Source organism: Vibrio sp. 10N.286.52.F8, from assembly GCF_041468745.1.
Lineage (GTDB): Bacteria > Pseudomonadota > Gammaproteobacteria > Enterobacterales > Vibrionaceae > Vibrio > Vibrio crassostreae_C.
This window is the reverse complement of sequence record NZ_JBFRJF010000010.1, coordinates 170,216-183,160: the sequence shown is the minus strand read 5'-3', so window position 1 is coordinate 183,160 and position 12,945 is coordinate 170,216. Positions and strand designations below refer to the sequence as shown.

General features: G+C 45.5%; 14 protein-coding genes. All 14 read left to right on the top strand.

All coding sequences use genetic code 11. From position 1 onward, the window contains the following. The first annotated feature begins 33 nt into the window (after positions 1 to 33). The 14 genes from AB4133_RS04950 (at position 34) to pgpA (ending at position 12,825) form a co-directional block, all read left to right on the top strand. Positions 34 to 1,323 carry an NCS2 family permease gene (locus AB4133_RS04950; RefSeq protein WP_017060789.1) on the top strand — a complete coding sequence of 430 codons (1,290 nt, stop codon included), beginning with the start codon at positions 34 to 36 and terminating at the stop codon, positions 1,321 to 1,323. An 84-nt stretch (positions 1,324 to 1,407) separates the two neighbouring features. Continuing rightward, positions 1,408 to 1,872, top strand: coding sequence for an oxytetracycline resistance phosphoribosyltransferase domain-containing protein Tet(34) (tet(34), locus tag AB4133_RS04945; RefSeq protein WP_009847475.1), 465 nt, complete (start codon positions 1,408 to 1,410; stop codon positions 1,870 to 1,872). Between the two features lie 89 nt (positions 1,873 to 1,961). Then, on the top strand, positions 1,962 to 3,215 hold the full coding sequence (gene frsA, locus AB4133_RS04940) for an esterase FrsA (RefSeq protein ID WP_372224028.1): 1,254 nt from the start codon (positions 1,962 to 1,964) through the stop codon (positions 3,213 to 3,215). A 144-nt stretch (positions 3,216 to 3,359) separates the two neighbouring features. Then, the gene (gene crl, locus AB4133_RS04935; RefSeq protein WP_017060787.1) at positions 3,360 to 3,749 is read left to right on the top strand and encodes a sigma factor-binding protein Crl; all 390 of its coding nucleotides are present in this window, start codon (positions 3,360 to 3,362) and stop codon (positions 3,747 to 3,749) included. Positions 3,750 to 3,825: 76 nt separating this feature from the next. Beyond that, positions 3,826 to 5,010, top strand: a complete 1,185-nt coding sequence (gene proB / locus AB4133_RS04930; RefSeq protein WP_012604650.1) for a glutamate 5-kinase — start codon at positions 3,826 to 3,828, stop codon at positions 5,008 to 5,010. A gap of 66 nt (positions 5,011 to 5,076) precedes the next feature. After that, the gene (locus tag AB4133_RS04925) at positions 5,077 to 6,327 is read left to right on the top strand and encodes a glutamate-5-semialdehyde dehydrogenase (RefSeq protein WP_017060786.1); all 1,251 of its coding nucleotides are present in this window, start codon (positions 5,077 to 5,079) and stop codon (positions 6,325 to 6,327) included. Between the two features lie 156 nt (positions 6,328 to 6,483). Beyond that, on the top strand, positions 6,484 to 6,933 hold the full coding sequence (gene nrdR, locus AB4133_RS04920) for a transcriptional regulator NrdR (RefSeq protein WP_004734394.1): 450 nt from the start codon (positions 6,484 to 6,486) through the stop codon (positions 6,931 to 6,933). Between the two features lie 40 nt (positions 6,934 to 6,973). Beyond that, complete coding sequence (ribD, locus tag AB4133_RS04915; RefSeq protein WP_017060785.1) at positions 6,974 to 8,053, top strand: bifunctional diaminohydroxyphosphoribosylaminopyrimidine deaminase/5-amino-6-(5-phosphoribosylamino)uracil reductase RibD; 1,080 nt, start codon at positions 6,974 to 6,976, stop codon at positions 8,051 to 8,053. A 69-nt stretch (positions 8,054 to 8,122) separates the two neighbouring features. Next, positions 8,123 to 8,779 (top strand): riboflavin synthase, encoded by a 657-nt coding sequence (locus AB4133_RS04910; RefSeq protein WP_372224027.1) that lies wholly within the window; start codon positions 8,123 to 8,125, stop codon positions 8,777 to 8,779. A gap of 108 nt (positions 8,780 to 8,887) precedes the next feature. After that, positions 8,888 to 9,997 (top strand): bifunctional 3,4-dihydroxy-2-butanone-4-phosphate synthase/GTP cyclohydrolase II, encoded by a 1,110-nt coding sequence (gene ribBA / locus AB4133_RS04905; protein WP_017060784.1) that lies wholly within the window; start codon positions 8,888 to 8,890, stop codon positions 9,995 to 9,997. 295 nt (positions 9,998 to 10,292) lie between these two features. Then, complete coding sequence (gene ribE / locus AB4133_RS04900; RefSeq protein WP_004741508.1) at positions 10,293 to 10,763, top strand: 6,7-dimethyl-8-ribityllumazine synthase; 471 nt, start codon at positions 10,293 to 10,295, stop codon at positions 10,761 to 10,763. Next, complete coding sequence (nusB, locus tag AB4133_RS04895; protein WP_004734399.1) at positions 10,763 to 11,230, top strand: transcription antitermination factor NusB; 468 nt, start codon at positions 10,763 to 10,765, stop codon at positions 11,228 to 11,230. Before ribE ends, nusB begins: the two co-directional genes overlap by 1 nt. Before the next feature lie 114 nt (positions 11,231 to 11,344). Further along, positions 11,345 to 12,319 carry a thiamine-phosphate kinase gene (gene thiL / locus AB4133_RS04890; protein WP_372224074.1) on the top strand — a complete coding sequence of 325 codons (975 nt, stop codon included), beginning with the start codon at positions 11,345 to 11,347 and terminating at the stop codon, positions 12,317 to 12,319. Further along, entirely contained in the window at positions 12,319 to 12,825 is a 507-nt protein-coding gene (gene pgpA / locus AB4133_RS04885; RefSeq protein WP_017060782.1) for a phosphatidylglycerophosphatase A, read from the top strand. Before thiL ends, pgpA begins: the two co-directional genes overlap by 1 nt. The last annotated feature ends 120 nt before the right edge of the window (positions 12,826 to 12,945 follow it).

The window sequence follows — 12,945 nt, the reverse complement described above, 5'->3', positions numbered from 1 at the left end:
ACCGTTTACTTTTTACCCTTATAGGATTCGATAATGTTCGAAAAGCTATTCAAACTCAGTGAAAATGGCACCAATGTGCGCACTGAAATCATCGCAGGTCTAACAACCTTCCTAACAATGGCTTACATCATTTTTGTAAACCCAATGATTCTAGCTGATGCTGGTATGGACCATGGCGCTGTATTTGTAGCAACCTGTTTAGCGGCTGCTATTGGCTGTTTCATCATGGGCTTTGTTGCTAACTACCCAATTGCTCAAGCTCCAGGCATGGGTTTGAACGCATTCTTTACCTACGCTGTTGTAATGGGTATGGGTTATACGTGGCAAGTTGCTCTGGCAGCGGTTTTCGTATCAGGCGTAATCTTCATCTTCTTAAGCATCTTTAAGATCCGTGAATGGATTATCAACTCGATCCCTATGTCTCTGCGTGTTGGTATCTCTGCAGGTATCGGTCTTTTCCTAGCGTTTATTGCGCTTAGCAATGCAGGCATCGTTGTTTCTAACCCAGCAACTAAAGTCTCACTGGGCGACATTACCGCGATTGCTCCTATCCTAGGCTCACTTGGTTTCTTCCTAACGATTGCTCTTGTTCACCGTGGCGTGAAAGGGGCAGTAATGATTGCGATTCTAGCTATCACAGCTCTTGGCATTGTTATTGGTGACGTTCAATACGGCGGCATCATGTCTACACCACCAAGCCTTGCTCCTACATTCATGCAGCTTGATTTCTCTGCTGTATTTGAAATCGGTATGATTTCAGTGGTATTCGCGTTCTTGTTCGTCGATTTGTTCGATACAGCGGGTACTCTGGTTGGTGTTGCAACGAAAGCAAACCTAATCAAAGAAGACGGCAAACTACCTCGCTTGAACAAAGCACTGCTTGCTGACTCTACAGCAACATCTATTGGTGCACTGCTAGGTACATCAAATACTACTTCTTATGTTGAGAGTGTTGCGGGTGTTGCTGAAGGCGGCCGTACCGGTCTAACGGCTGTTGTTGTTGGTATCTTATTCCTACTGGCTCTTTTCTTCTCGCCACTTGCAGGTATGATTCCGGCTTACGCAACATCAGGTGCACTTTTCTATGTAGCAATTCTGATGATGTCTGGCCTAGTTGGCATTGATTGGCGTGATCTTACGGAAGCAGCACCAGTCGTGGTAACATGTCTGCTTATGCCGCTGACGTACTCTATCGCTGAGGGTATCTCACTAGGTTTCATCGCTTACGCTGCAATTAAGCTGCTAAGTGGTAAAGGTCGCGACGTTTCACCTGCTGTGTGGGTAATGTCGGCTATCTTTATTCTTAAATACATTTTCGCTTAATCGTCTAGATTTCTGCTTAATCGCTGAAGAGGCTATGTTTGAAATAGCCTCTAATAACATGACAAAATTATTAGGTTTTATACTATGAGCAACAAATTCGTTATCACTTGGGACAACATGCAGACTTACTGCCGTCAACTTGCTGAAAAGCAAATGCCAGCAGAGCAGTGGAAAGGCATCTGGGCAGTAAGCCGTGGTGGTTTGGTTCCTGGTGCAATCTTGGCTCGTGAGCTAGGTATTCGTCACGTAGATACGATTTGTATTTCTAGCTACGACCACGATCACCAACGTGATATGACAGTAGTTAAAGCACCTGAAGGTGACGGCGAAGGCTTCCTAATCGTTGAAGACTTGGTTGATAGTGGTGACACTGCACGTAAGCTTCGCGAAATGTACCCTAAAGCGAAACTGATCGCTGTATGTGCAAAACCATCTGGCGCTGATTTGCTAGACGAGTACATTGTTGATATCGCTCAAGACACATGGATTGAGCAACCTTGGGATACTAGCCTAAGCTACGTAGAGCCAGTAAATCGCAAGTCAAAATAAGCGTAAACTTAGTTTTTTGAGAAATGACCCTTTATAGGGTCATTTTTTTTTATATTATTAGTGACAACCATTTCTTATTAAGTATCCCAATGTCTGAACCAGAAGAAACGAGCTCGAACCTTTCGGAAACTTTGTTTGTAAAGCACAAGCAAGCGAAAGAGACCTCAATGTTGACACAATACATGCCAAGCTCTGAAGCGCTATTGGATGAGAAACGTGAACAGCAAAACTCATCATGGTATCGAAACCTAAGACGTCTTCAGTGGGTATGGCAAGGCGTTAATCCAATAGAGCAGGAAGCGGTATTGGCTCGCATCGCGTCATCAGATAACTCTCGTACAACCGATGAGTGGCTTGATACGGTCATGGGTTACCGAAGTGGTAACTGGGCATACGAATGGACCAAGCTGGGTATGCAGCATCAAAATCGTTCTAATGAGAAGAATGGTGAAGAGGTGGCTGAAGAGCTATTTTCCGCATCGTTGTGCTTCAGTATTGCGGGTTACCCACACCTCAAGAACGACAACTTGGCAGCTCAGGCTCAAGTGTTGGCCAACGCAGCGTATTCTGAAGCGATCAAGCACACTAAGTTGATCGTCAAGCAGATTGATATTCCATACCAAAACAAGAAGATCAAAGCGAACTTGCATCTAACCAAAACAGATAAACCTCAGCCTGTTGTGATTGTGAGCGCTGGACTAGACAGTTTGCAAACCGATATGTGGCGCTTGTTTAGAGATTACCTAGCCCCTAAAAACATTGCTATGTTGACGGTCGATATGCCGTCGATAGGGCACAGTGCGCATTGGCCTTTAACTGAAGACTCGTCTTGCCTTCACCAAGCTGTGCTCAATGAACTGCCTAACATCCCATGGGTCGATCACCACAAAGTCGGCTTGTTTGGTTTCCGCTTCGGTGGCAATGCGATGGTGAGATTATCTTTCCTCGAGCAACATAAGATTAAAGCGTGTATTTCTTTAGGCGCGCCAATTCACGATATCTTTGTTCATGCAGACAAACTTAAGCAGATGCCTAAAATGCATCTAGATGTGTTGGCTTCGCGCCTTGGTAAAGGGGCGGTCGATATCAATAGCCTTTCTGGGCAGTTGATGGCGTGGTCACTCAAGGTACAAGGTTTGCTGTCAAACAGTAAAACCAGTGTTCCTATCTTGGCATTGGCTCTGGAAGGCGACCCGGTTTCACCGCCAATGGATAATCAACTGGTTGCTATTTACAGTGATTACGGAAAAGCGAAGAAAATCAAAGCTAAGTCAATTACACAAGGTTATGAGCAATCCCTCGAATTGGCGATAAAGTGGCTTGAGGATGAATTATTTAGATGACATTTCTCCTAAATTAGTTAAGCATGAAAAATGTACAAACTAAGTACCTGATACTCAGAGGTCATTTATAAAATCCAAATGCGTAGTTTCTACGTATAACAGTCTGAGTAACGTCATTCTTAACATTGAAAATGGAGATTCAATATGTCAGAAGTGACACAACAACCTACGCATTACCGCTTGTTGAATGTTTTAAAGGCGATCGGGCCTTACTTAAGGGAACCGCAATCAGAAGAAGGCCACTATATCTTTGATTGCTTGTCTGTATGTGTGAACGATAAAAAATCACCAGAAGAACGCGAGTTCTGGGGCTGGTGGCTGGAATTGGATAAGTCGGAAGAGGGATATTCGGCGAAGTACAATATCGGCAAGTACAACATCGATGGTAACTGGGATTCTTTGCCGTTACCTAAAAAGGCGGTCGCTGAGGTCTCTCGAACTCAAGAAGCCTTCCACAAGAAACTGGTTGATGAACTTCAAAGTAAGTTTGAAATCAGTATCCAATTAGACGAAGAGTCTGTCGAATTCGTCTAATTTTAAAGGTTACTCTTCTATATAAAGCAAAAAGGTGCGATTTCGCACCTTTTCTGCTTGTGAATTCCCCTTTTGATTGCTAAAACATCACCTCTTATTTGTTTTATCCATAAAAGACTTCATGACAACAAATCATCAAAGCGGGACAACAACACAGCGTAAAACTGTCGTTGTTAAACTGGGTACCAGTGTCTTAACTGGTGGAACATTGGCATTAGACCGCGCTCATATGGTTGAGCTGGTTCGTCAATGTGCTGAATTAAAAAAACAAGGCCACTCTGTGGTTATGGTTTCGTCTGGTGCAATTGCAGCAGGACGTGAGCACCTAGGTTACCCCGCACTTCCCAACTCAATGGCGAGCAAACAGTTGCTTGCGGCAGTTGGGCAAAGTCAGTTGATTCAAGTTTGGGAGTCTTTGTTTGCTATCTATGGCCTTAAGATTGGCCAGATGCTACTGACTCGTGCTGATCTCGATGATCGCGAGCGTTTTCTTAATGCACGTGACACGATCAACGCACTGGTTGAGCACGATATTATTCCGGTAGTAAACGAAAACGACGCAGTAGCAACCAACGAAATTAAAGTGGGCGACAATGATAACTTGTCGGCCTTAGTGGGTATTTTGTGCGGTGCTGATAAGCTTTTGCTACTAACAGACCAAAAAGGCCTGTTTACGGCTGACCCTCGTAAAGATCCAAATGCTGAGCTCATCAAAGAAGTGAAAACCATTGATGACACGCTGCGTAAGATCGCAGGTGGCAGCGGTACTACGTTGGGTACTGGCGGCATGGCGACAAAACTGCAGGCGGCTGACATTGCTCGTCGCGCAGGCATCGAAGTGATTATTGCTGCGGGCAGTGCTGAAAATGTGGTGTTTGATTCACTGAGTGATAACCCACAAGGCACACGTTTCTTGCCTTTAGCGGAAGCGCTTGAAAACCGTAAACGTTGGATTTTAGCGGGCCCTGCTTCAGCAGGTGACATCGTGGTTGACGACGGCGCAGTAAACGCAGTCAACACCAAAGGCAGCAGCTTGTTGGCGAAAGGGGTTGTTCGAGTTAAAGGCGAATTCTCTCGTGGTGAAGTTACCCAAGTCACAGACAGCAAAGGCAAAGTAATTGCGCGTGGTATCGCCAGTTATTCAAGCCAAGACCTAGCAAAAATTGCAGGCAAGCACAGTAAAGATATTGGCGACATCCTTGGATACGATTATGGGTCAGAAGTCATTCACCGTGACGACCTAGTTGTAATCCAAGAGTAGCTCGTGATGATAAGGTGAATCACCTTTTTGCATCCAAAGACAGACAGAATTTAGGGAGAGTTAAACGTGGATTTAACTAACATGGGTATCGCAGCAAAAGACGCTGCTTTCCACCTAGCGACCGCATCTACGGCGCAAAAGAATAAAGCATTGGCGATTATCGCTGATGAGCTAGAAGCAAACGCAACAACGATTTTAGAAGCGAACGCGAAAGACATCGAACTGGGTCGTGAAGCGGGTTTAACTGACGCACTGCTCGATCGTCTACTTCTTAACGAAGAGCGCTTAACCGGTATCGCTAACGATGTTCGTAACGTGATTAGCCTGAATGACCCAGTTGGCAGCGAAATTGACAGCAAAGTACTAGAAAACGGTATGTCACTGTCTCGCCGCCGCGTGCCACTTGGTGTGGTGGGTGTTATCTATGAAGCGCGTCCGAACGTAACCATCGATATTGCAGCTCTGTGTCTGAAGACAGGTAACGCAAGCATTCTACGTGGTGGTAAAGAGACGTTTTTCTCGAACATGGAACTGGTTAAGGTTATCCAGTCTGCATTAGAGAAAGCGGAGCTTCCAGCCGCTTCTGTTCAGTACATCGAGAAGCCTGATCGTGAACTCGTTTCTCAACTGCTTAAACTGGACGACTACGTGGATATGATCATTCCTCGTGGCGGCGCTGGTCTGCACAAGATGTGTAAAGAGAACAGCACCATCCCAGTAATCATCGGCGGCTTTGGTATCAGCCATATCTTCGTTGATGAAAGCGCTGATCTTGAGAAATCTGTCGATGTGGTCGAAAACTCAAAAGTTCAACGTCCATCGGCGTGTAACTCGTTAGATACACTGCTAGTGCATGAAGCGGTTGCTGAAGCTTTCCTAACTAAGCTGAAACAGCGTTTAGCCGGCAAGGTAACCTTAGTCGCTGATACCAGTGCAAAATCGCTGCTAGCGGGTTTTGAAGACCAACGTGATGCGGTTGAAGGCGACTTTGACACTGAATGGCTAAGCTACACGCTAGGCGTGAAAGTGGTAGCGGATGTGGCAGAAGCGATTGACCACATGCGTGTACACAACGCGAGTCATTCAGATGCGATCATGACCAATAGCTTAGAGAGCTCAGAGCGTTTCATTAACTCTGTTGGTTCTGCAGCGGTTTATGTGAATGCATCAACACGTTTCACTGATGGAGCACAGTTTGGTTTAGGTGCTGAAGTTGCCGTGTCTACTCAGAAATTGCATGCTCGCGGCCCAATGGGCTTAGAAGAGCTGACAAGCTACAAATGGGTAGGTAAAGCGAACTATTTAGTCCGCGGTTAACGCTGGTCGTTAATTTTACTCCTCAGCTCATTTTTGAAATGGCGGTCGAGTAGCAATAATCAATGAATCACCACACAAAAGGGCCTTAATTGGCCCTTTTTCTTTCCTAACGTTTGGCAATTCCGTTACACTGATATTCAATTATTTGGAGGTGATATGCATTGTCCTTTTTGTTCAGAGAACGACACTAAAGTAATCGATTCAAGACTGGTAGCCGATGGCCATCAGGTTCGTCGTCGCCGTCAATGCCTTGCATGTAGTGAACGTTTTACTACGTTCGAATCGGCAGAACTTGTGATGCCTAAAGTCATAAAGTCGAATGGAAACCGCGAACCATTTAATGAAGATAAAATGGTGGGTGGTGTACAGCGCGCCCTAGAAAAACGCCCAGTGAGTGCTGACGCGATTGAACTTGCGATCAGTACGATTAAGTCACAACTCCGTGCAACTGGTGAGCGTGAAGTACCAAGCGAGATGATTGGTAATCTTGTGATGGGCCAATTGAAAGAATTGGATAAAGTGGCGTACATTCGTTTTGCCTCTGTTTACCGCAGCTTTGAAGACATCCGAGAGTTTGGCGAAGAAATCGCTAAATTAGAGGATTAACTCCTCAATCATGTCAAACTTTACTCCCCTAGATTTTCAAATGATGTCGCGTGCTATTCAGTTAGCAAAACGCGGCATTTACACTACTGCGCCAAACCCTAATGTGGGTTGTGTCATTGTACAAACCGACGGTCAGATCGTTGGTGAAGGTTTTCATGCCAAAGCTGGCGAACCTCATGCTGAAGTACATGCCATGCGAATGGCAGGCGACAAAGCAAAAGGTGCGACGGCTTATGTCACGCTAGAGCCTTGTTCTCATTACGGTCGAACGCCGCCTTGTGCTGAAGGTTTGATTAAGGCTCAAGTAGCCAAAGTGATTTGTGCCATGCAGGACCCAAACCCAAAAGTCGCAGGTCGTGGTATCAAAATGCTACGCGATGCGGGTATTGAGGTTGAAATCGGTTTGCTAGAGCAAGACGCTCTCGACTTGAACCCTGCATTTATCAAGCGTATGCAAACTGGCATGCCATTCGTTCAGTTAAAGATGGCCGCTAGCCTTGATGGGCAAACGGCATTGGAAAATGGCCAAAGCCAGTGGATCACATCGCCAGAAGCACGTCGTGATGTTCAGAACTACCGAGCAAAATCAGGCGCTGTGTTGTCAACTAGCCAGACGGTGATTGAAGACAACGCGTCGTTGAATGTTCGTTGGGCAGAGTTGCCAAGCAGTATCAAAGGTCATTACGCTGAAGACGAGCTGCGTCAGCCGATTCGCGTGATTCTTGATCGTCAAAACCAACTGCGTCCTGAACTCAAGTTATTCCAGACTCCAACATCGGTGTTGAGAGTTGCCGAAGCATCTGCTGATATTGAAGTCGCAACCACAGATGCAGGTCAGCTCGATTTGCACGATCTGATGCGTCAATTACCTGCCAATCATATCGACCATATTTGGGTCGAAGCGGGCGCAACATTGGCAAAAAGCTTGATTGAAGAGCAGCTGGTGGATGAGCTAATCCTTTATTTAGCACCTAAACTTATGGGCAGTGACGGACGAGGTTTGATGGGTGCATTAGGGCTCACTTCAATGTCTGACGTTATTGACCTAGAAATTAAAGATGTTCGACAGGTTGGTGTGGATATTCGCATCGTTGCGAAACCCGTATTTCGAAACAGATAGTAACGAAACCACAGTGGAAATAGTTACTCCAACTACATACGTGTCGTTGACAACAAAAAGAGTTTTAAAATGTTTACAGGAATTGTAGAAGCCGTAGGTACATTGAGTGCAATCACTCCCCGCGGAGAAGACATCACCGTAACGGTTAATGTTGGTAAGCTTGATATGGCTGACGTTAAGTTAGGCGACAGTATCGCTACCAATGGTGTGTGTTTGACAGTTGTTGAATATAACGACCACAGCTACAGTGCAGATCTTTCGCTTGAGACCCTGAAAAAAACGGGTTTTGTCGATTACCAAGCGGGCGATAAAGTTAACCTTGAGAAAGCAATGTTACCAACCACGCGTTTCGGTGGACATATAGTGTCTGGTCACGTTGATGGCGTGGGTGAGATTGTTGAACGTAACCAAGTTGGCCGTGCGGTTGAATTCTGGGTAGAAATGCCAGCAGAAATCTCAAAATACGTGGCTCAAAAAGGCTCAGTAACAGTTGATGGCATTAGCCTGACTGTGAACGATTTACGTAAGAACGCATTCAAGCTGACTATCGTTCCTCATACTTCTTCAGAAACCACCATCGACCAATTCAATGTCGGTCGTAAAGTGAATCTAGAAGTTGATGTATTAGCACGTTACATGGAGCGTTTACTGCAAGGTCAGCAACAAGAATCTGAGCCTGAATCTCGATTAACGATGGAATTCTTACAGCAGAATGGTTTTGCCTAACCGTTGATACAAAGTGCGTTAAGCGAGACTTTGTAAAGCGAAGCAATATCATCAGGTTTAAATAGTGTCGGTTCTAGGAAGCAGAACCATTTCAAAGGATATAGAACAATGCCAATTAGTACTCCTCAAGAAATTATTGAAGACATTCGCCTAGGAAAAATGGTTATCCTGATGGATGATGAAGATCGCGAAAATGAAGGCGATCTGATCATGGCAGCAGAACATGTGACGCCAGAAGCGATTAACTTCATGGCGATGTACGGCCGTGGTTTAATTTGTCTGACGCTAACCAAAGAGCGTTCAAACCGCATGGGTCTAGCGCCTATGGTTCAAGATAACAACGCACAGTACACCACTAACTTTACTGTTTCGATTGAAGCGGCAGAGGGCGTAACAACGGGTATCTCTGCATCAGACCGTGCAGTGACGGTTCAAGCGGCAGTGGCGAAAGATGCGAAAGCGGCTGATCTTGTTCAACCTGGTCATATTTTCCCACTGACAGCGCAAGATGGCGGTGTTCTGACTCGCGCAGGACACACAGAAGCAGGTTGTGATTTAGCACGTCTTGCAGGCTGCGAGCCAGCATCGGTTATCGTTGAGATCCTTAACGACGACGGTACTATGGCTCGTCGCCCTGACCTTGAAGTGTTTGCTGAAAAACACGACATCAAGCTAGGCACGATTGCTGACTTGATTGAATACCGCAACAACACAGAAACAACGATTGAGCGTGTAGCACAATGCCATTTACCAACAGAGTTTGGTGATTTCGAGCTGGTGACTTACCGCGATACAATTGATAACCAGATCCACTACGCGATGCAAAAAGGCGACCTATCTGAAGGTGCTCCTTTGGTACGTGTTCACCTGCATGACACGTTCACCGATCTGCTTCATTCAGACCGTGGTACTGAACGCAGCTGGTCGCTAGATAAAGCGATGAAGCGTATTGGCGACGAAGGCGGTGTGTTGGTTATTCTTGGCAACGAAGAGTCGTCTGATTCTTTGATTCACAAAGTGAAGACATTCGAAGCGCAAGACAAGAACGAGCAGCCAACTATGGCGAAGAAGCAGGGTACCTCGCGTCGTGTTGGTGTCGGTTCTCAGATTCTTCAAGATCTAGGTGTGCACGATATGCGTCTGCTTTCTTCAAGCACTAAGCGTTACCACGCATTGGGTGGTTTTGGCCTTAACGTTGTTGAGTACGTTTGCGAATAAACCATGCGTTAGCAAGCAGACGTTTCTCCGTTTGTAGCGACATAATTTACCGATGATTTCAGTGGCTCTTTTGGTGATAAATCTAGCCAAAAGAGCAAAGTAGCCAAGTTCGACTCAATACGCGTTCAATACACAAACTTGGTTACTCGCTGTTCCTATATGCTTGGGATCAGCGCTGCATTATCATCTTTACATTGCCGGTGTCTGTTCTTCTAAATTACCATTAGATATTGCTCACAGTTTTGTGCTAGAATCCGGCGATTCTCACTTGATGAAAATAGTTAAAGGAAGGCTTATGAAAGTGATCGAGGGTGGCTTCCCAGCGCCAAATGCAAAAATTGCTATCGTTATTGCTCGTTTCAACAGTTTTATTAACGAAAGTTTACTTTCTGGTGCAATCGATACTTTAAAGCGTCATGGACAAGTAAGCGAAGACAACATCACTGTTGTTCGTTGCCCTGGTGCAGTAGAACTTCCACTTGTAGCGCAGCGCGTTGCAAAAACAGGTAAGTTCGATGCGATTGTATCTCTTGGTACAGTAATTCGTGGCGGTACACCTCACTTTGACTATGTTTGTAGTGAATGTAATAAAGGTTTGGCACAAGTGTCTCTGGAATATTCTCTTCCAGTAGCGTTTGGTGTTCTTACTGTTGATACGATCGATCAAGCTATTGAACGCGCAGGAACCAAGGCTGGTAATAAGGGTGCAGAAGCAGCACTTAGCGCACTTGAGATGATCAACGTTCTTTCTGAAATCGATTCCTAATGGGGGCCAGTGTGAAACCAGCCGCACGTCGTAACGCACGTCAATTTGCTCTACAAGCAATTTATTCTTGGCAAATTACTAAAGAAAATATTGCTACCGTTGAAGAACAGTTCTTATCTGGTGGTAAGTATGATGAAGAAGAGCATCATGCTGCAGAGCCTGCTCTTGCTATGCCAGAAACAGACGTTGCATACTTCCGCGACCTACTAACTGGTGTTGCTCTTAGCCACATGGAACTTGATAGCAAGCTTCGTCCATTCGTATCTCGCCCTATGCAAGATCTGGATCTGATGGAACTAGCGCTTCTACGTTTAGCTATGTACGAGATGACTCGTCGCGAAGATGTACCATACAAAGTGGTTATCAACGAAGCTATCGAGCTTGCAAAAGTATTTGCAGCAGAAGACAGCCATAAGTTTGTTAACGGTGTGCTTGATAAAGCTGCACCGCACGTTCGTAAGAAATAAGACGTTCGTATATTGAATCTAAAGGTCAGCTTTTATGCTGGCCTTTTTTGTAACTAAATTTCTGTAATATCCATGATTACGGCGATTTTTATGAGACTAAAGATAGGGCATGTGATGTCTGGCGAATTTAACCTGATTGAAAAATATTTTGTAAATCGACAACCACAACGTAAAGACGTTCTTCTAGCTGCTGGCGATGATTGTGCTTTGGTCAAAGCGCCGGGCAATGTTGAGATAGCGATCAGCACGGACACCTTAGTGGCTGGTACCCATTTCTTAGCTGAGGCGAATCCGGCTTGGGTGGCGCACAAAGCGTTGGCTTCCAATATCAGTGATCTTGCCGCTATGGGCGCAACGCCGGCGTGGGTCTCTTTTGCTTTAACCATGCCTGAAATCGATGAAGCATGGCTTACTCCTTTCTGTGATTCCTTTTTTAAACTCGCAGATTACTTTGGTATTCAGTTAATTGGTGGCGACACAACCAAAGGCCCACTAAGCCTGACACTGACTGTACAAGGCTTTGTTCCTGAAGGGCGAGCGCTGCGCAGAGATGGCGCGAAAGTGGGTGACTGGATTTACGTGACAGGTAATCTAGGTGACAGCAAAGCTGGCTTAGAAGTGTTACTTAACCCTGAGCAGAACAGAGCGAAGCCCTATGCAGCTGAGCTAGAAGAGAGACATTATGTGAGCGCTCCACGAGTGTTAGCGGGTCAGGCGCTAGTGAATCTTGCTTCATCGGCGATTGATATCTCTGATGGCGTTATTGCTGATTTAAAACATATCCTTAAGCGTTCTCAAGTTGGCGCGAGTATTGATGTAAGCACGCTGCCTATCTCTCCAGAGTTACGTCAGTTCGCTTCTGATATCACTTCAGCTCAGCAGTATGCGCTAACGAGTGGTGAAGAGTACGAACTGTGCTTTACTGTACCGGAAGAGAATAAAGGGTCGCTGGAAAGTGCTTTGTCACACACAGGTACAAAAGTCACCTGCATTGGCCAGATAAGACCTGTAGAATATTTTGAATTACACAATAATGGTGAACCACTAAGCTGGAACTTAACTGGTTACGATCACTTTAAGGTTAATTGATGACAAACCCACTTTCTCTTATTTCTCTTAAAAACCCTTGGCATTTCTTAGCAACGGGTTTTGGCAGTGGCTTATCGCCTATCATTCCCGGCACAATGGGCACGCTCGCGTCTATTCCGTTGTACCTGTTGTTGGTTCAGTTACCGTTTCCTGCTTACGTAGCTGTGGTGGTGGTAAGCTGCATTATTGGTATTAAGATCTGCCAAGTAACGTCTGACGATATGGGCGTGCATGACCACGGTTCTATCGTTTGGGATGAGTTTGCAGGCTTTTGGATCACCATGAGCTTAGTGCCTATGCTGAATATTCCTGCCGATGACTGGAAATGGCTGCTGACTGGTTTTGTGCTTTTCCGCTTCTTTGACATGGTAAAACCATGGCCGATTGGTTGGTTAGATGCGCGAATTCACGGCGGCTTAGGTATCATGATTGACGATATTGTAGCGGGTATTATGGCGGCTATTTCGTTGTATGCTGTAGCACATTTCGCTGGTTGGTTAGTGTGAGTTAACTGAAGGGCTAAGGTTTCGCAGTCGATACATCAAACTAACTAATTGATACTAAAAAGGTTGACCCTAGGGCCAACCTTTTTGTTTTTATTGCTTACGAGCTTACGAGCTTACGAG

Excerpts from the sequence above, each read along its gene's own strand:
- AB4133_RS04950 (WP_017060789.1), top strand. The coding sequence starts at position 34 with ATGTTCGAAAAGCTATTCAAACTCAGTGAAAATGGCACCAATGTGCGC.
- frsA (WP_372224028.1), top strand. The coding sequence starts at position 1,962 with ATGTCTGAACCAGAAGAAACGAGCTCGAACCTTTCGGAAACTTTGTTT.
- crl (WP_017060787.1), top strand. The coding sequence starts at position 3,360 with ATGTCAGAAGTGACACAACAACCTACGCATTACCGCTTGTTGAATGTT.
- nrdR (WP_004734394.1), top strand. The coding sequence starts at position 6,484 with ATGCATTGTCCTTTTTGTTCAGAGAACGACACTAAAGTAATCGATTCA.
- ribD (WP_017060785.1), top strand. The coding sequence starts at position 6,974 with ATGATGTCGCGTGCTATTCAGTTAGCAAAACGCGGCATTTACACTACT.
- AB4133_RS04910 (WP_372224027.1), top strand. The coding sequence starts at position 8,123 with ATGTTTACAGGAATTGTAGAAGCCGTAGGTACATTGAGTGCAATCACT.
- ribBA (WP_017060784.1), top strand. The coding sequence starts at position 8,888 with ATGCCAATTAGTACTCCTCAAGAAATTATTGAAGACATTCGCCTAGGA.
- ribE (WP_004741508.1), top strand. The coding sequence starts at position 10,293 with ATGAAAGTGATCGAGGGTGGCTTCCCAGCGCCAAATGCAAAAATTGCT.
- nusB (WP_004734399.1), top strand. The coding sequence starts at position 10,763 with ATGGGGGCCAGTGTGAAACCAGCCGCACGTCGTAACGCACGTCAATTT.
- thiL (WP_372224074.1), top strand. The coding sequence starts at position 11,345 with ATGTCTGGCGAATTTAACCTGATTGAAAAATATTTTGTAAATCGACAA.
- pgpA (WP_017060782.1), top strand. The coding sequence starts at position 12,319 with ATGACAAACCCACTTTCTCTTATTTCTCTTAAAAACCCTTGGCATTTC.